This window comes from Saccharothrix luteola (assembly GCF_020859565.1).
Taxonomy (GTDB): Bacteria; Actinomycetota; Actinomycetes; order Mycobacteriales; family Pseudonocardiaceae; genus Actinosynnema; species Actinosynnema luteola.
The window spans coordinates 61925-77812 of sequence record NZ_JAJHUO010000047.1 but is presented as its reverse complement, the minus strand read 5'-3'; the positions used below and the strand labels follow the sequence as shown (position 1 = coordinate 77812).

The following is a 15888-nucleotide window of genomic DNA, read 5'->3' as shown; positions in this document are numbered from 1 at the left end:
GGCCGCCGCCGCCGCCCCGGCCCGCGCGGGGCGGGAGGCCGCCCGGCGCGCCGGTGGGGAGAACACCGGCGAGCGGGCCGGTGAGCGGCGTCGGCGGGGCGCCCCCGAGCAGGCCGTGGATCGGCCAGAGGACGCCGGTCACGGCGTCGAGCGCAACGCCGTCGGCGAGCGGTGGCAGGGCGCCGGTCAGGTCGGGGACCAGCGGCAGGCCGTCGACCAGCGCGCCGAGCCCGGCCAGCAGGGCGCCGATCGCGTCCACGTCGCACGGCGGCCGGGTCGGCGGTGCGGTCGGCGGCGTCGTCGTGGTGGGCGGCGTGGTCGGGTGGGGGTCGTCGCCGGGGTGGGCCGGTTCCGGGTGGCTCGGGTCCGGGTGGCTCGGCCGGGGGTGGACCGGATCGGGATGCGGCACGGCGGTGCCCTGGTTCCGCTGCGGTTGTCCGACGTGGACGGCGGGCGCCGGGTCGGTCGTGCCGGTCACGTGGTCCGACGGCGGGTGCGCGGTCGACGGCCGGTCCGCCGCCACGGTCGGCGCGCGGCCGAGCCCCGAGGCGAAACCCAGGACCACGACCACCGTGCCGACCAGGCTCGCCGCGACCACCTGGTCCCTGTTGAACTTCATCTCGATCCGCCCCCGAGTCCGGTAATAACCCGGAATGAGCGAATCAGTCCTGCGTGAACAGGCGTTTCGTAATGGTCAAACGCCAGTTAAGTGGACCGCCACGTGATTCGCCGCGAACCGCGAGAACTGCGCAACACCACGTTAAATTGCACCCACAACAAGCCGTTCACCAGCACGGATGATGTCGATCTTAGACTGTTCAGGCGACCCGCCATATCCATTGTTGAAATGGCTCGTTAGTCATGGTTCGCCATTCGGTCAATTCCGATCGCGCACCGCCCTGATGCGGGCCAGCAGCTCGTCCACCTTCGCCCGGCCCGAGGTGAGCTCGGCGAGCCGGCGCGTGACGGACTGGAGCGCCTTGGTGCGTTCACCCGCCTCCATGCGCAGCGCCTTGTCGACCTCGCGCAGTTCCGCCTCGATCGCGTCGACCCGCTTGCCCAGCGCGTCGTCCAACGCCAGCGACAGCTGCTGCTCGGCCTCGATCAGCTGCTCGGCCACCAGCTGGTCCACAGTGGACCGGGCGTCCGCGATGGCGTCCGACAGCCACTGCTTGAGGTGCTGCTTGTCGGCCGAGTGCTTCCTCGTCCGCGCCATCCACCAGCCCGCGCCGAGCCCCAGCGCGATGGTCACCGGCAGCACGATCGGGTTCAGCGCCGCCACCCCGAGCCCGGCCAGCGGCAACGCGGCCAGCCGGCCCGCGCCCAACCCGCCGGACACGCCCATGAACACCAGCAGCTTGTCCTCGGCGGTCGGCGCGCGCTTCTCCGGTGGCCGCAGCACGACCGGCGGCGTCACGCCGCGCGCGAACTGGCCCCGGATCACGGCCAGCTCCTCGGGCGAGAACAGGTCGGCCAACGCCGAGTCGGCGACCCGGGACAGCCGCACCGCCAGCCCGGCGCTGATCCGCCCCGACACCACCTGCAACGCCGTGTCGACCTCCTGCGGCAACGCCGCCAGCCGCTCGCGATCGGCCGAGTCGATGGCCGTGCGGAACCACGTCTGCACGTCCCGCATCTGGCGGCTGACCTCGTGCGCGCCCTCCACCCGGGCCCGCTGCACCTCGCCGCGCAGCCGCACCTGCCAGCTGCGCGTCGACGAACGGCGTTGCGAGTTCAGCTCGTCGCGCCGCCCGCGCAGCGTCTCCGCCTCCTCCTCGCCCGACGACAGCGCCCGCTTGTCCGCCTCGTTGCGCGCGATCAGCTCGTCCAGCACGGTGGCCAGCGCGCGCAGCCCGTTGGCCTCGCCGAGCATCGCCGCCCGCCCGACCACCAGCTCCTGCAACGCCTCCTGCAACGCGCCGATCCCGGACCGGTCGCGCAGCATCGCCGCCGCGTCGGGGTTCGGGGCCTTGGCCGCCAGCTCGAACACCCGCGACGACACCGGGTGGAACACCGCGCCGCGGAACCTCGGCGCGTGCTCGGCCAGCAGCGCCTGGTCGGCCTCCAGCACCTGCCTCCAGCCCCGGTACTGGTCGACCTTGGTCAACGCGAACACCACGGTCTCGACGCGTTCGCCGACCGCGCGGAGGAAGTCCAGCTCACCGCGGGTGAACGGGGCCGAGGCGTCGACCACGAACAGCAGCGCGGTCGCGGTCGCGGCGGCTTCGGCGGCCAGCTCGCCGTGCACCGAGTCGAGCCCGCCGACACCCGGCGTGTCCACCACGGAGAGGCGTTCCAGCAGCGGGATCGGCGCCTCGACCTCGACGTAGCGCGGCGGCAGCATGCCCTCCGGCAGCTCGTGCGCCGCCGACACCCAGTTCACGATCTCGGACCGCTCGAACGGCACCGGCGACATCGACCCGGCGTAGCAGGCGCGGGCCGACCACTCCTGGCCGTGCCGGAACACCAGGTAGGTCGCGGTGGCCACCTCGGCGTCCACCGGTGACAGGTTCGGCGTCGCCAGCAGGGCGTTGACCAGCGAGCTCTTGCCCCGGTTCGTCTCGCCGACGACCACGACCGACGCAGGCCCCGCCCGCCGGGTCTCCACGAACGACGCGGCCGACGGGTCGAGCGCGCGGACCAGGGTGGTCAATTTCTCCCTGGTCTGCCGGACCGCCTGCGGCAGGCCGCTCATCGCGCGGTGTAGACGGTGACGACGGGCGCGCGCAGCGTCCGGCCCCGGTCGGCGAAGCCGACCACCTCGGTCTCGGCCACCACGCCGTCCAGCGACGCGTCGTTCGTCGGCACGGTGCCACCCGCCTCGTGCCGCGACGGGTCGAACCGCTCGCCGTCGGGCCGCAACGGGGTCACGCCGATCGCCGCCAGGCCCTCTTCGAGCCGTTCCACCACCCCGGCGCTGCGGGCGCGGTCCAGCGCGTAGAGGCACAGCTGCACCAGGGCACGCCGTTCGGCCAACGCCTGGTCCAGCAGCTCGTCGGCGATGGTCGTCTCCAGCGTTGCCGCTCCCGCGTGCGTCTCCACAGCGTGGTCGGACGCCGTGCCGCCCTGTTCCGTTCCGCTCATCGCCGTCCCCGCAGTTGTTGCCAGATCAGGAAGTACGCCCGGTGCACCACGTGCGCCACCCGGCTCTGCGCGGGCGTGGCGCCGAACGACGCGAACGAACGCCACCAGCCCGCCCGTTCCAGGGCGTAGGCGACGAGCTCCTGCGGCGGTCTGCCGCGCAGGCCGAGCTGCTCGGCGAGGTCCGGCGAGCTGCCGAACCGCAGCACCTCTTCCACCAGGTCGTTCGGCATGGCCACGGCGCCGGACGCGACCAGCGTCAACGCCTCCAGCAGCCGCAGCTGGTGCGCCTCGGGCTTGGCCAGCAGCACCTCGATCGCGTCGTGCACGCGCTGCCGCTCGTTCGGGTCGCCGGAGGCGGCGGCCAGCGAGGTCACCGACGCCAGCGCGGCGGCGGCCTTGATGCCGTCGGCACGGGACCGGAACACCGCGTTCAGCTTGGCCCGCACGCCGTCCAGCCCCGAGGCGTCGAGCAGCTTGCGGCGCAGCGCGCCCGCGGTGATGCCCGGCTCCGCGTCGATCGCTTCGAGCGCTTTGCCGACACCGTAGAGGTCGAGCTTCTCCAGCAGCCGGGTGCGGGTGCCGACCGGCACGTCGCACTCCCAGCTCACGAACAGGTCGGCGGAGATCAGCATGGTCTCGCGGGTCGCGTCGTCCAGGTCGGCCAGCCGGCGCAGCGCGTCCGCGTCGGCCGAGGTGAAGCCGCCGGTCTCGGTGGACTCGGCGACCAGGCCGATCACCGGCAGCACGTCCGCGACCCGCGGCTTGAGGGTGAGCGCCTGCCGTTCGGCGAGCAGCACGGCCGCCTGCCACGTGTCGCCGTTGGAGCCCTCCACGGTCTCGGCGGCGATCGTGTCGGCCTTGTTCAGCACCGCGATCGCGTTGACCGGTCCCGCCTCGCGGCTCGCGGTCGCGGCGGTGAACGCGGCGAGCGCCTGCTGGTCGTCCGCGCGCACGCCCTGCGTGACCACGTACAACACCGCCTCCGCGCCGGCCACCGCGCTGCGCGACACCGGGTCGAGCTCACCGCCGAGCAACGCCTCGGTGCGCGCCACGGACGCCGCGTCGAGCGAGCCCAGGCCGGGTGTGTCGATCACGGTCAGGTCCCGCAGCACCGCGTTGGTGAGGTAGGCCTCGATGTGCGACACCCGGTCGACGTCGACGCCCAGGTCGGGCGGGATCGAGCCGTTCGCCTCGAACGGCAGCACCTGCTTGCGCCCGTCGGCGAACACCACCTCGATCCGGTCCACCGTGCCGTACTGGAAGCGGGTCACCAGCCGGGTGCACTCGCCGACGTCCGTCGGGGCGACGCGGCGCCCGATCAACGCGTTGACCAAGGTCGACTTGCCGGACTTGATCCGGCCGGCGACGGCCACCTGCAACGGCGCGGACAGCCGCCGCAGCACCTCGCCCAACCCCGCCGCGGTCGCGGGCGAGACCTGGGGGCGCAGGCCGGCGCAGAGGTTCGCGACCGCCGCCGAGAGCGGACCGGCGAGCTGCTTGGCCTGCGTCGTCACGCCGGAGATCGTGCCACGTGCGGGTGGCGCGCGGTTTGCGAACGCGGCGACCGGGGTATTTCCGCGACCGACGAGGGAGGTCACCCATGGAACAGGGATATGCGGTGTTCCTGCTGCTCGGGGTGGTGCTGGTGATGATCGACGGCCAACTCATCTACCGCAGCGGCAAGGGCTACATGAGCCGGGCGTACGGCGACCCGGAAGCGGCCAGGTCGATGACCCGGCTGGCGACCGTGCTGTTCCACCTCGTGGTGCTCGGGCTGCTCGCCATCGTGTCGATCATCTCGGTCAACACCGGCGACCCGGTCAAGGACGTCGTGGTGAAGCTCGGCGTCATGCTCCTGGTCCTGGCGCTGGTGCACGCATTGACGATGATGATCCTCGGCCGCATCCGCGACCGGCAGCTCCAGCAGCAGCTGGCCGACGAGATGTCCGAGGAGCACCGCCAGTACGAGCAGCAGCGGTCCGTGCCGCCGCAGACGCGGGTCGAGCCCGTGCACGGCGCGCCCGCGCCGCGGGTCGAGGCCGAGGTCGAGGTCGACCCCAGGCAGATCAAGACCACCAGGTAGGACCCCGGGGTTTCATCCGCCTGGAGGACTAGGCGGGGGTCAACCCGTGGCGCGACGCGCGGCGTCGCGACCCCTACCTAACCTGGTCACGTGCGGCGGCTGAGCCTGTGGATGCGAGCGCACCCGGTCTTCGGGGATTCCCTGATGGCCGGGGTGCTGCTCGTGTTCGAGCTGGGCGTGCTGGCGGCCAACCAGTCGGCGGTGAGGGTCTCCACGCTGCTGTTCGTGGGCGCGATGATGATCGTGCCGGTCGTGTTCCGCCGCAAGCACCCGCTCGGCTCGTCCTACGTGATCCTGTTCGGCGGGGCGATCCAGCTGCTCACCCACGGCGACCTCCAGACCGGGCTGCCGATCCGGTTCGCGGACTTCTCGCTGGCGATCGCGCTGTACACGATCGTCGCCTACGTCGGCAGGCGGCAGGGCCTGCTGTACGCGATCTGGCTGGCGATCGGCACGTTCGTGTGGGCGCTGTGGCCCATGGGCGCGGGCGTCGAGGCCGCGTTCATGGTGTTCGTGATCGCGGTGGTGTTCGGGTTCAGCTGGGCGATGGGGGAGTTCGTCGGCGCCCGCCGCGCCTACAACCGGGAGCTGGAGCAGCGGCTCAAGCTGCTGGAGACCGAGCGCGACCAGCAGGCGCGGATCGCGGTCGGCGAGGAGCGGTCCCGGATCGCGCGCGAGCTGCACGACGTGGTCGCGCACGCGGTGAGCGTGATGGTGGTGCAGGCCGACGGCGCGAGCTACGCGATCAGGAGCAACCCGGACCTGGCCGAGGCGGCCGTGCGGACCATCGCCGACACCGGGCGGCAGGCGTTGACCGAGCTGCGGCGGCTGCTGGGCGTGCTGCGGTCGGAGGACCAGTCCGGCACGCAGTGGGTGCCCCAGCCCGACGCGGGCGACCTGCACGAGCTGGCCGAGAACTGCCGGGCCGCCGGGCTGCCCGTCCGGCTGGAGACGCTCGGCGACCTCTCCGCGCTGCCCGCGGGCCTCGGGCTCGGTGTCTACCGGATCGTCCAGGAGGCGTTGACGAACACGTTGAAGCACGCGGGCGCGGGCGCCTCGGCGGTCGTCCGCGTCACCCAGGCGGGAGACCGGGTGGAGGTGGAGGTGGCCGACGACGGGTTCGGCACGCCGCACGACCTGGTCGCGGTGTCCGGCGGCAACGGCCTGATCGGCATGCGCGAGCGCGCCGGCGTGCTCGGCGGCACGCTGGAGGCGGGCCCCAACCCCGGCGGCGGGTGGCGGGTCCGGGCCGTGCTGCCGTGGGCGCCGTCGTAGGGTGCCGGTCTGGCTGGGAAAGGTGATTTCGTGATCCGGGTACTGCTCGTGGACGACCAGGAGCTCATGCGCATGGGCTTCCGGATGGTGCTCGGCGCGCAAGAGGACGTCGACGTGGTCGGTGAGGCGGCCAACGGGCTCGACGCCGTGCAGCTGGCCGAACGGCTGCGGCCGGACGTGGTGCTGATGGACGTGCGCATGCCCGTGCTCGACGGGGTCGAGGCGACCAAGCGGATCGCCGAGGCGGGCACCGCGAAGGTGCTCGTGATGACCACGTTCGACCTGGACGAGTACGCGTTGTCGGCGTTGCGCAACGGCGCGTCCGGGTTCCTGCTCAAGGACACGCCGCCGGGCGACCTGGTGTCGGCGTTGCGCGCGGTGGCCAGCGGCGACGCGGTGGTGTCGCCTTCGGTGACCAAGCGGCTGCTGAGCCGGTTCCTCGGCGAGGGCGGCGGCGAGCTGCGCGACGCGGCGGTGCTGGAGGCGCTGACCGAGCGGGAGCGCGAGGTGCTCGTGCTGATCGCCAAGGGGCTGTCGAACACCGAGATCGCGCGGAAGCTGTTCCTGTCCGAGGCCACGGTGAAGACGCACGTCGGGCGGATCCTGGCGAAGCTCGAACTGCGCGACCGCGTGCAGGCCGTGGTGCTGGCCTACGAGACGGGACTCGTCCGACCCGGCGACGTCTGACCGGGCCGGACGCGTCCCGTGCCGGTCACCGGTACTTCGACACGTCCGCGGTCGTCGGGTCGACGCCCGCCTTGAAGACCTCCTCGTACCAGCGGCCCCAGTCCGGCTGCGAGCCGTCCAGGTCGGTGAACCCGTACTCCCGCATGAGGGTCCACGAGGCGAGCGCCTTGCCGGTGAACCGGTGGCGGTCCGGGTCGGCGGCCAGCGCCGCCACGCCGCGGCCCACGTAGCGCGGCGTCTCCGACATCGCGTAGTGCGGCTCCTTGGCGATCGCGTCGCGCCAGTTCTCCTCGGTCACGCCGAAGTGCTCCAGCATCTGCTCCGACCGCAGGAAACCCGGCGTGACGGCGACCGACGTGCCGCCGAACGCCGCCAGCTCCTTCGCCATCACCGTGCCGATCCGCCGGATCGCGACCTTCACCGAGTCGTACGCGAGCGACTCGCTGTAGAAGTCGTCGCTGTCGCCGTCGGTCACCTCGACCAGCAACCCGCCGGGCTTGCGGACCAGCAGCGGCAGCAGGCGGTGCAGGGTGACGAAGTGCGCTTCCATGCTGTTGCGCCACATCCGCAGCTGGCGGTCGAGGTCCTGCTCCCAGAACACCTTGAACTCGGTGTCCGCCTCGCCGCCCCAGACGTCGTCGACCAGGACGTCCAACTGTCCGTCCACTTCGGACTCGACGCGGGCGCGGAACGCGTCCACGTCCGCCGGCACGGTGAAGTCGCACCGCACCGGGATGCCCCGGCCGCCCGCCGCCGTGACGAGCTCCGCCGTCTCCTCGATCGTCTCGTCCCGGCCGATCGGCGACTTGTGCCCGCGCGTCGACCGCCCGCCGACGAACACCGTCGCACCGGCCGCCCCCAGCTCGACCGCGATGGCGCGCCCCGCGCCCCGCGTCGCCCCCGTGACCGCCGCGACCTTGCCCTCCAACGCCGACATCATCTCCCCTTCCACGCGTCCAGCACCGCGTCCACGTCTTGTGCCAGCCGGTCGGCCAGCTCGCCGCGCGGCCGGACGGACCAGTCCATCGACACGCCGTAGAGCAACCCCGTGAGCACCCTGGCCGCGCGTTCCGGTGACGGGCCGTGCGGAAGATCCACCCGTCGGGTGAGTTCCACCACGGTCCGCTCGGTCGCCGCGTACAGCTCGGCGAGCAGCGCCCGCAGCTCCGGGTCGATCAGGTCGACACCGAGCTGGGCCAGGTGGTTCTGGGCCTCGGCCGGGTCCACCATGCCCTCGAACCAGGTCAGCAACGCCGCCCGCAACCCGTCGGCCGGGTCCTGCGCCGAGGCCGCCGCGGCGTGCATCCGCCGCACGTTCCCGTCCATGGTCTGCCTGGTCAGGGCCTGGAGCAGGCCGCTCTTCGAGCCGAACCGGCCGGCCACCGTGCCCACCGAGACGCCCGCCCGCTCGGCCACGTCGGCGATGGTGAACCCCGGCCCCTTGCGGCCGATCACCTCCGCCGCGGCGGCCAGCAGCCGTTCGTCCGTGATCGTCTTCGGTCGTGCCACGGCATTATTGAACCACGGTTCAGTAACCGTCGCCCAGTAGGGTGACACCAGTGACCTGGAGACCACGCCTCATCGCCCTGGACATCGACGGCACGATCACCCCCGTGGGCCGCGAGGACGTCGCACCGGCCGTGCGCGCGGCCATCGGCCGGGCCGTGGACCACGGCGCGCACGTCGTCCTGTCCACCGGCCGCAGCCTGGTCGGCACCCGGCCGATCATCGACGACCTCGGCCTCAGGGACACCACGGCGATCTGCTCCAACGGCGCGGTCTGGTGGGACACGACGACCCGCGAGGTGATCCGGAAGGTCGAGTTCGACCCCGGGCCGTCGGTCGAGCGCCTGCGCGCCCTGCTGCCCGACTCGGTGTTCGCGGTCGAGCTGACCGGGGTGGGGAACCTCTCGTTCGGCCGGTTCCCGGACGGCGACCTGTGGGGCGAGGTGCGCGAGGTGTCGTACGGGGAGCTGGTGGCCACGGCGACGTCCCGGCTGGTCATGCGCTGGGTCGGCCGCACGCCGGAGGAGCTGGCGCTGCGGATGCTCGACGTCGACCTGCCCGGCGTGACGGCGTCGTGCGACCACAACGAGCCGTGGCTGACGCTGTCGCCGCCCGGCGTGACCAAGGGCGCGGCGCTGGAGGACCTGCGGGCCAAGCTCGGCGTGCCCGAGGAGGACACGCTGGCCATCGGCGACGGCTCCAACGACGTGGAGATGCTGCGGTGGGCCGCGCACGGCGTCGCGATGGGGCAGGCGCCGGTCGCCGTCCGGGAGGTCGCGGACGCGGTCACCGGCACGATCCTCGACGACGGCGCGGCGGCCGTGCTGGACCGGTACTTCGCCGCCTAGTGGTGGTGGCGTACCGGCACGGCCTGGTCCAGCCGTCCTGAGCGTTGAACTCGGGGGTCCTGAACGTAGGACACGCGGGACCTGGAGGTACGACACGCGCGATTAGTCGGTTATGCCCGATTTGGCGACGATGGCGGCGTCGCGGACGCGGACGACCACCTCGCCCGGCCCGCCGTTCAGCTCGGCGAACTCGTTCGCCCGGCCCGCGCCCATGTACCGGGCGCCGATGCGGCCCGCCCAGTAGCGCACCTGCTCGGGGTCGTCCTCGACCTCGGCGCGGCCGGACACGGTGACGAAGGCGAACGGCGGCCGTTCGTCGTCCAGGCAGACCGAGACCCGGCCGTCGCGCCGGATCGCCCTGCCCTTGATCGACTCCAGGTTGGTGGTGAACACGAGGGTGCCGGCGTCGAGGTCCACCCAGACGGGCGTGACGTGCGGCGACCCGTCCGCGCGGACGATCGCGAGCTTGCCGGTCCGGGCGGGCGCGGCCGACACGAACTCGCGCCACCAGCCCTCGGGTGCGTCGGTGTGAGCCATGACCGCACACCGTAGAGGCATCCCATCCCTGAGAACGAGGCGGTGAACGCCTAGGGGACAACTCAGGGTGAACACGGATTACTACGACCGAGGTAGCTACCACGATAAGACTGAAGTCGCACAGACGAGTCAACTACAGACCGATGTGCTCGACCCGGTGGACCGGGCAAGGTTCAGCCCAGTCCGGGGGATGTGTCGTCCAGGGGAGAAGTCATGATCGAGGCTATCGGCCTCACCAAGCGCTACGGGAAGACGGTGGCGGTGGACGACCTGTCGTTCACCGTCGAGCCCGGCAGGGTCACCGGGTTCCTCGGTCCGAACGGCGCGGGCAAGTCCACCACCATGCGCATGATCCTCGGCCTCGACCGGCCGAGCGCGGGCAAGGTGCTGATCGACCGCAAGCCGTACGCGCAGCTCGACCGCCCGTTGCGGACCGTCGGCGCGCTGCTCGACGCCAAGTGGGTGCACCCCAACCGCTCCGCGCGGGCCCACCTGCAGTGGCTGGCGAAGTCCAACGGCCTGCCCGACCGCCGCGTCGACGAGGTGCTGGACATGGTCGGCCTGACCAAGGTCGCCAAGCGCCGCGCCGGCGGGTTCTCCCTCGGCATGTCCCAGCGCCTCGGCATCGCCGGCGCCCTGCTCGGCGACCCGAAGGTGCTGCTGTTCGACGAGCCGGTCAACGGCCTGGACCCGGAGGGCATCCTCTGGATCCGCCAGTTCATGCAGAGCCTGGCCGCCGAGGGCCGCACCGTGCTGGTGTCGAGCCACCTGCTCTCGGAGATGGCGCTGACCGCGCAGGACCTCGTGGTCATCGGGCGCGGCAAGCTCATCTCGCAGTCCAGCACCACCGAGTTCGTCGAGCGGTCGACGGAGAACACCGTCCGGGTGCGCAGCCCGCACGCGGACAAGCTGGGTGCGATGCTCATCGACAAGGGCTTCACCGTGCGTGAGGACTCCGACGGCTCGCTCACCGTGTCGGGTGCCGTCAGTGACGAGATCGGTGACATCGCGGCGGGCAGCGGCGTCGTGCTGCACGAGCTGAGCCCGCAACGAGGTTCGCTCGAACAAGCGTTCATGCAGCTCACGGGCGATTCTGTCGAGTACCACGCCGAACTCGCCGAGACGGGGAAGTGACCACCGATGACTCTGCTCGCCGTTGAACGGATCAAGCTCTTCTCCACCCGCTCGCCCTGGTGGTGCATGCTGCTGGCGCTCGGGTTGACCCTCGGCCTGACCGCGATCATCGCCGCCAACTGGGACAACGCCCCGATGCCGGTGATCGGCGCGGTGTTCACGCACACGTTCGGGCTGTACGTGATCATGGTGATGGCCGCGCTGGCGGTCACCACCGAGTACCGCTTCGGCACCATCAAGTCGACGTTCCAGGCGGCGCCGGACCGCACGTCGCCGATGATCGCCAAGGCCGTCGTCGTGGTGCTGCTGTCCGCCCTGGTCGGCCTGGCCGCCTCGTTCGGGTCGTGGGGCCTGAGCTGGGTGCTCGCGTCCGACAACTCGCAGCTCGCGATCAGCTCCGGCAACGACTGGCGCCACGTCGCCGGCGTCGGCCTGATCTACGGCGCGGGCGCGCTGCTCGCCCTGGGCATCGGCGCGCTGGTGCGCCAGACCGCGGGCGCCGTGTCGATCATCCTGGTGTTCGCGCTGGTGCTCGAGAACGTGGTCGGGCTCATCCCGAACATCGGTGACGACATCCAGAACTGGATGCCGTTCCTGGTGGCCCAGAAGTTCATCCTGGGCGACCCGGACGCCAGCGGGATCCCGGACGGCGCCGGCCCGCCCGCCATCGGCGAGCTGAGCCCGTGGGGTTCGTTCGCGTACTTCGCCGGCATCGCGCTGGCGATCTACATCATCTCGCTCGTCGTGGTGAAGCGGCGGGACGCGTAACGGGGAGGCCCGCGCCGCAGGCATTCGGGGGCCGGCGCGCGGGCAGCCGGGGGAAAGGGGGAGCTCGGGTCACCTTCGGGGGGTGGCCCGTGCTCTTCTGCCTTGGGTTTCGCCACCAGCGTTTGATCGGACGGGAGATGTCATGATCGAAGCGACCGGCCTCACCAAGCACTACGGCAAGACCGTGGCCGTGGACGACCTGTCGTTCACCGTGCAGCCGGGCCGGGTCACCGGTTTCCTCGGCCCGAACGGCGCGGGCAAGTCCACCACCATGCGCATGATCCTCGGCCTCGACAACCCCACCCGCGGCAAGGTCACCGTGAAGGGCCAGGACTACCGGTCGCTGCACGAGCCGCTGCGCGTGGTCGGCGCGCTGCTCGACGCGAAGTGGGTGCACCCCAACCGCTCCGCGCGGGCCCACCTGCAGTGGCTGGCCCGGTCGAACCGGATCCCGGACCGGCGCGTGGACGAGGTGCTGGACATGGTCGGCCTCACCCAGGTCGCCAAGCGCCGGGCGGGCGGGTTCTCGCTGGGCATGTCCCAGCGCCTGGGCATCGCGGGCGCGCTGCTCGGCGATCCCGAGGTGCTGATGTTCGACGAGCCGGTCAACGGCCTGGACCCCGAGGGCATCCTCTGGATCCGCCAGTTCATGCACCGGCTCGCCGACGACGGCCGCACCGTGTTCGTGTCGAGCCACCTGCTGTCGGAGATGGCGCAGACCGCGCAGGACCTGATCGTGATCGGGCGCGGCAAGCTGATCTCGCAGACGAGCACCGAGCAGTTCATCTCCGACGCCACCGAGGACACCGTCCGCGTCCGCTCGCCGCAGCTCGACCGGCTGCGCGAGCTGCTCGACGGACGGGCCCGCGTCGCCGAGGCCGCGGCCTCCGACGGCGCGCTCGTCGTGCACGGGGTGGAGCCCGCGTTCATCGGCGAGCTGGCCGCGTCGAACGGCATCACGCTGCACGAGTTGAGCCCACAACTCGGTTCGCTCGAAGAGGCCTTCATGCAACTCACGAAGGAATCTGTGGAATACCACGCGACCGAGTGATCGGTGCGCCACCGGGGTACCGGAAACCGATTCGCGCCCAGGGGTCAGAACCGGTCGTTGCGCCAGAAGTCGTCGGACGGCGGCGGGATTTCGGTGACGACCGGCGCCGGCGCGCGCCGGATCCGACTGCGGCGGGCCAGCAGCACGCTCACCGCCGCCACGACGACCCCGACCGCGGTCAGCCCGCCGAACGCCACCAGCAGCCGACCGCCCCCGTCCACCTCGGACGGTGGCGCGGCGGCGTCCTCGCCCGACGGGGGAGCGGGTTCGGCGGAGGTCGTGCGCGGCGGCGGCGCCAAGGGGTTGCGCGGCACCGGCGGCACGTCGGCGGTCAGCGCGGCGACCGGGTTGACCTGGCCGAACCCGGTCACGTTGTCCCGGCCGGGCGCGAGCAGGTCGGTGGCGGTGGCGATGAGCCGGTTCACCACGTTGCCCGCGTCCAGGTCGGGGTAGCGGGCGCGCACCAGCGCCGCCGCGCCCGAGACCAGCGCCGTCGCCGCGCTCGTGCCGTCCACCTCGGCGTAGCCGGTGTCGACGACCGACACCGGCACGGCGGTGACGATGCGCTGCGCGGGCGCGGCCAGCACGGTCTCCGGGCCGGTGTTGGACTCCGGCCACGGCCCGTTGCCCTCGATCGTGCCGGAGACCGCGATGACGCCCTTGATGTTGGCGGGCGCGCCCACGTGCTCGTCGCCGTCGTTGCCGGTGCCGGCGACCACCACGGCATCGTTGTCGAACGCGTAGTTGACCGCGCGCAGCAGGTCCGGGGTGAGCGTCGCGAGCGAGGTCAGGGACAGGTTGATGACGTCGGCGCCCTGGTCGACGGCCCAGGTCACGCCCTCGGCGACGGACGCGGTGGTGAACTTGTCGCCGTCCGCGCCGACCGAGATCGGCATGATCATCGCGCCGGGCGCGACGCCGAGCGCGCCGCCGTCCACCGCCCGGCCCGCGATCAGCGTCGCCATCGCGGTGCCGTGGCCGTCGTTGTCCTCGGTGCCGTCCGTGCCGCTCGCCGAGCCGAACCCGGTGCCGGGCAGCAGCGCCCCCGCGAGGTCCGGGCGGGTGTCGTCCACGCCCGAGTCGACCACCGCGACGACCACGCCGTCACCCCGCGTGGTGGCGTGCGCGGCGGACACCCCCAAGGCGGCCAGGTGCCACTGCTGCTCCTCGATCGTCTGCGCCCGCGCCACGCCCGGCACGACCATCGCGATCAAGACCGCGGCGGCCACCGCTCTCCCCGTCACCAATTCCCCCTGTGTTCGGGATCACAGATATTCCAAGTCAATCATGTTTCACAGTTCTCGATTCGGGCAAGCGGAGTAAGCCGTTCGTTAAGACGTCGTGAACTCCGGCACAGCCCCATGACAAGCGGATCTGAACCCGGTCAGATGGAAAGCGCGAATCGTGAGGCAGGCGCCTGCCCGCACACGAATTCGGATACCCCCCGTCAAGGAACCCCCCGGAGGTGAACCCGTGACGGTGCTCGATCCGAACCTGAACGCCGAGAACTCGGCGACCGGGTCCAAGGAGCTGCCACGGCAACGCGACCACGCCCTTCGCGTCGAACCGATGTTGGCGTTGGAATGGTCGCACGCGATCGAAGCCGCGGGAGGGGTCGGTGTCGCCGACTCACCCGCACAGACGCGTCGGGCCTGGATCCACCGGGCCGACGAACAGCAAGTGCTCGCCATGTTCCGCGCGGTGGGCCCCGACGCACCCGCACCTTGGTGGCTCAGGGCCCTGGACCGGGGCCGCATCGCCTCGCGCGCGGCGGCGTTCGCCCTGGAGGACGAGGTGACCCGGTTGCTGGGCAGCCGACCGGGTTGGGTGTTCGTCCCGTGGGCGACCGAGGGCGAGGTCGGCTACTGGGAGTTCGTGCCGTCCGAGAGCGGCGTCTACGGCCCCGCGGAGCCGACCACCGTGCAGTTCACCGACCGGCACCCCGGTTTCGTGGACCTGCTCCCCGCGCACCGGGGCCCCGGTCAGCGCCAACCCATCGAGTTCACCCCCGCCGAGCTGCGCGAGCAGATCGAGGACCTGGAGAACATCGCTTAGCGCACCACCTAGGCTGTACGCCCGTGACGTCCAGCCGCCAGCGACCGCCGCACCACCGATCCGTCGTCAGCTACGTCCAACGCGGCGAACGGATGACCGTGGGGCAGCAACGCGCATGGGACCGCCACTGGGAGCGCTTGGGCCACGAGGTCAAGGCGCTCCCGGCCGGTCCCGTGCACTTCGACGAGTGGTTCGGGCGCGAGGCGCCCGTCGTGCTGGAGATCGGTTCCGGGATGGGCGAGACCACGTCGCAGCTGGTCGCCGCCGCGCCCGACGTGAACTACGTGGCCGTCGAGGTCTACAAGCCCGGCCTGGCGCAGCTGCTGCTGCGCGCCGAGGCGCTCGACGTGACCAACCTGCGGGTCCTGCGCGGTGACGCGGTCGACCTGCTCACCGAGCACGTGGAGCCCGCCTCGCTCGCCGAGGTGCGGATCTACTTCCCCGACCCGTGGCCGAAGAAGAAGCACCACAAGCGCCGGCTCGTGCAGCCGGAGTTCGTCGCGCTCGTGGCGTCGCGCCTGCGGCCCGGCGGCACGCTGCACCTGGCGACGGACTGGGAGGAGTACGCCGAGCAGATGCTCCGGGTGTGCTCGGCCGAGCCGCTGCTGCGCAACCGGTTCGACGGGTGGGCGCCGCGGCCGGAGTGGCGGCCGGTGACGAAGTTCGAGCAGCGCGCGGTCGAGGAGGAGCGGATCAGCCACGACCTGATGTTCGAGCGGATCGAACTCACCTGACCGTGGCATGAAGTCGCGGTCCCTGGCGACCGATGCGACGACTGCGCGTGGATTCGTCACCGGATCGGGTGGGATTTGTCGATCACCCGATGTGCCCCGTCTGGCAGTGACGTGTGACACCGATCC

17 protein-coding genes are annotated in these 15888 nt (G+C 71.8%); 9 read left to right on the top strand and 8 right to left on the bottom strand.

What is annotated here, in order from left to right; all coding sequences use genetic code 11:
• The 4 genes from LNK82_RS43720 to LNK82_RS43705 form a co-directional block, all read right to left on the bottom strand.
• Window positions 1-619, bottom strand: a 619-nt coding sequence (locus tag LNK82_RS43720; protein ID WP_230572698.1) for a hypothetical protein, incomplete at its 3' end; no start/stop codon positions are given.
• 258 nt (window positions 620-877) lie between these two features.
• Window positions 878-2695, bottom strand: a complete 1818-nt coding sequence (locus tag LNK82_RS43715) for a dynamin family protein (RefSeq protein WP_230572697.1) — start codon at window positions 2693-2695, stop codon at window positions 878-880.
• Window positions 2692-3084, bottom strand: a complete 393-nt coding sequence (gene grpE / locus LNK82_RS43710) for a nucleotide exchange factor GrpE (RefSeq protein ID WP_230572696.1) — start codon at window positions 3082-3084, stop codon at window positions 2692-2694. Before grpE ends, LNK82_RS43715 begins: the two co-directional genes overlap by 4 nt.
• On the bottom strand, window positions 3081-4598 hold the full coding sequence (locus LNK82_RS43705) for a dynamin family protein (RefSeq protein ID WP_230572695.1): 1518 nt from the start codon (window positions 4596-4598) through the stop codon (window positions 3081-3083). Before LNK82_RS43705 ends, grpE begins: the two co-directional genes overlap by 4 nt.
• Before the next feature lie 86 nt (window positions 4599-4684).
• Here LNK82_RS43705 and LNK82_RS43700 point away from each other — a divergent pair, with 86 nt between their 5' ends.
• From LNK82_RS43700 to LNK82_RS43690, 3 genes are all read left to right on the top strand, one after another.
• A complete protein-coding gene (locus tag LNK82_RS43700) occupies window positions 4685-5167 on the top strand; it encodes a hypothetical protein (RefSeq protein ID WP_230572694.1) in 483 nt (160 codons plus the stop codon).
• 111 nt (window positions 5168-5278) lie between these two features.
• Complete coding sequence (locus LNK82_RS43695) at window positions 5279-6442, top strand: sensor histidine kinase (protein ID WP_230572709.1); 1164 nt, start codon at window positions 5279-5281, stop codon at window positions 6440-6442.
• A gap of 30 nt (window positions 6443-6472) precedes the next feature.
• The gene (locus LNK82_RS43690) at window positions 6473-7129 is read left to right on the top strand and encodes a response regulator (protein WP_053714464.1); all 657 of its coding nucleotides are present in this window, start codon (window positions 6473-6475) and stop codon (window positions 7127-7129) included.
• A gap of 25 nt (window positions 7130-7154) precedes the next feature.
• Here LNK82_RS43690 and LNK82_RS43685 read toward each other — a convergent pair whose 3' ends face one another.
• Both LNK82_RS43685 and LNK82_RS43680 read right to left on the bottom strand, forming a co-directional pair.
• Window positions 7155-8066 (bottom strand): SDR family oxidoreductase, encoded by a 912-nt coding sequence (locus LNK82_RS43685; protein ID WP_372470809.1) that lies wholly within the window; start codon window positions 8064-8066, stop codon window positions 7155-7157.
• Complete coding sequence (locus LNK82_RS43680) at window positions 8066-8638, bottom strand: TetR/AcrR family transcriptional regulator (RefSeq protein ID WP_230572693.1); 573 nt, start codon at window positions 8636-8638, stop codon at window positions 8066-8068. Before LNK82_RS43680 ends, LNK82_RS43685 begins: the two co-directional genes overlap by 1 nt.
• Before the next feature lie 50 nt (window positions 8639-8688).
• Between LNK82_RS43680 and LNK82_RS43675 the strand changes: the two genes are divergently transcribed.
• On the top strand, window positions 8689-9483 hold the full coding sequence (locus tag LNK82_RS43675; protein ID WP_230572692.1) for an HAD family hydrolase: 795 nt from the start codon (window positions 8689-8691) through the stop codon (window positions 9481-9483).
• Window positions 9484-9585: 102 nt separating this feature from the next.
• On the opposite strand, the gene LNK82_RS43670 is transcribed toward LNK82_RS43675, so the two are convergent.
• Complete coding sequence (locus LNK82_RS43670; protein ID WP_230572691.1) at window positions 9586-10020, bottom strand: PPOX class F420-dependent oxidoreductase; 435 nt, start codon at window positions 10018-10020, stop codon at window positions 9586-9588.
• Between the two features lie 213 nt (window positions 10021-10233).
• On the opposite strand from LNK82_RS43670, the gene LNK82_RS43665 reads away from it, so the two are divergent.
• The 3 genes from LNK82_RS43665 to LNK82_RS43655 all read left to right on the top strand — a co-directional run bounded on the left by LNK82_RS43665 (window position 10234) and on the right by LNK82_RS43655 (window position 12973).
• A complete protein-coding gene (locus LNK82_RS43665; protein ID WP_230572690.1) occupies window positions 10234-11154 on the top strand; it encodes an ABC transporter ATP-binding protein in 921 nt (306 codons plus the stop codon).
• Between the two features lie 6 nt (window positions 11155-11160).
• Window positions 11161-11922, top strand: coding sequence for a hypothetical protein (locus LNK82_RS43660; RefSeq protein WP_230572689.1), 762 nt, complete (start codon window positions 11161-11163; stop codon window positions 11920-11922).
• Window positions 11923-12064: 142 nt separating this feature from the next.
• Window positions 12065-12973 (top strand): ABC transporter ATP-binding protein, encoded by a 909-nt coding sequence (locus LNK82_RS43655; RefSeq protein WP_230572688.1) that lies wholly within the window; start codon window positions 12065-12067, stop codon window positions 12971-12973.
• 44 nt (window positions 12974-13017) lie between these two features.
• Here the strand turns inward: LNK82_RS43655 and LNK82_RS43650 are convergent, their stop codons facing one another.
• On the bottom strand, window positions 13018-14217 hold the full coding sequence (locus tag LNK82_RS43650; RefSeq protein WP_230572687.1) for a S8 family serine peptidase: 1200 nt from the start codon (window positions 14215-14217) through the stop codon (window positions 13018-13020).
• A gap of 229 nt (window positions 14218-14446) precedes the next feature.
• Here LNK82_RS43650 and LNK82_RS43645 point away from each other — a divergent pair, with 229 nt between their 5' ends.
• Both LNK82_RS43645 and trmB read left to right on the top strand, forming a co-directional pair.
• Window positions 14447-15028 (top strand): hypothetical protein, encoded by a 582-nt coding sequence (locus LNK82_RS43645; RefSeq protein WP_230572686.1) that lies wholly within the window; start codon window positions 14447-14449, stop codon window positions 15026-15028.
• A 92-nt stretch (window positions 15029-15120) separates the two neighbouring features.
• Window positions 15121-15762, top strand: a complete 642-nt coding sequence (gene trmB, locus LNK82_RS43640; protein WP_230572707.1) for a tRNA (guanosine(46)-N7)-methyltransferase TrmB — start codon at window positions 15121-15123, stop codon at window positions 15760-15762.
• Window positions 15763-15888 lie beyond the last annotated feature (126 nt).

What these genes read in the sequence shown, in the direction of transcription:
- trmB (WP_230572707.1), top strand. Translation starts at nt 15,121, where the DNA reads ATGACCGTGGGGCAGCAACGCGCATGGGACCGCCACTGGGAGCGCTTG.
- LNK82_RS43700 (WP_230572694.1), top strand. Translation starts at nt 4,685, where the DNA reads ATGGAACAGGGATATGCGGTGTTCCTGCTGCTCGGGGTGGTGCTGGTG.
- LNK82_RS43660 (WP_230572689.1), top strand. Translation starts at nt 11,161, where the DNA reads ATGACTCTGCTCGCCGTTGAACGGATCAAGCTCTTCTCCACCCGCTCG.
- LNK82_RS43685 (WP_372470809.1), bottom strand. Translation starts at nt 8,066, where the DNA reads ATGTCGGCGTTGGAGGGCAAGGTCGCGGCGGTCACGGGGGCGACGCGG.
- grpE (WP_230572696.1), bottom strand. Translation starts at nt 3,084, where the DNA reads ATGAGCGGAACGGAACAGGGCGGCACGGCGTCCGACCACGCTGTGGAG.
- LNK82_RS43665 (WP_230572690.1), top strand. Translation starts at nt 10,234, where the DNA reads ATGATCGAGGCTATCGGCCTCACCAAGCGCTACGGGAAGACGGTGGCG.
- LNK82_RS43670 (WP_230572691.1), bottom strand. Translation starts at nt 10,020, where the DNA reads ATGGCTCACACCGACGCACCCGAGGGCTGGTGGCGCGAGTTCGTGTCG.
- LNK82_RS43715 (WP_230572697.1), bottom strand. Translation starts at nt 2,695, where the DNA reads ATGAGCGGCCTGCCGCAGGCGGTCCGGCAGACCAGGGAGAAATTGACC.
- LNK82_RS43655 (WP_230572688.1), top strand. Translation starts at nt 12,065, where the DNA reads ATGATCGAAGCGACCGGCCTCACCAAGCACTACGGCAAGACCGTGGCC.
- LNK82_RS43695 (WP_230572709.1), top strand. Translation starts at nt 5,279, where the DNA reads ATGCGAGCGCACCCGGTCTTCGGGGATTCCCTGATGGCCGGGGTGCTG.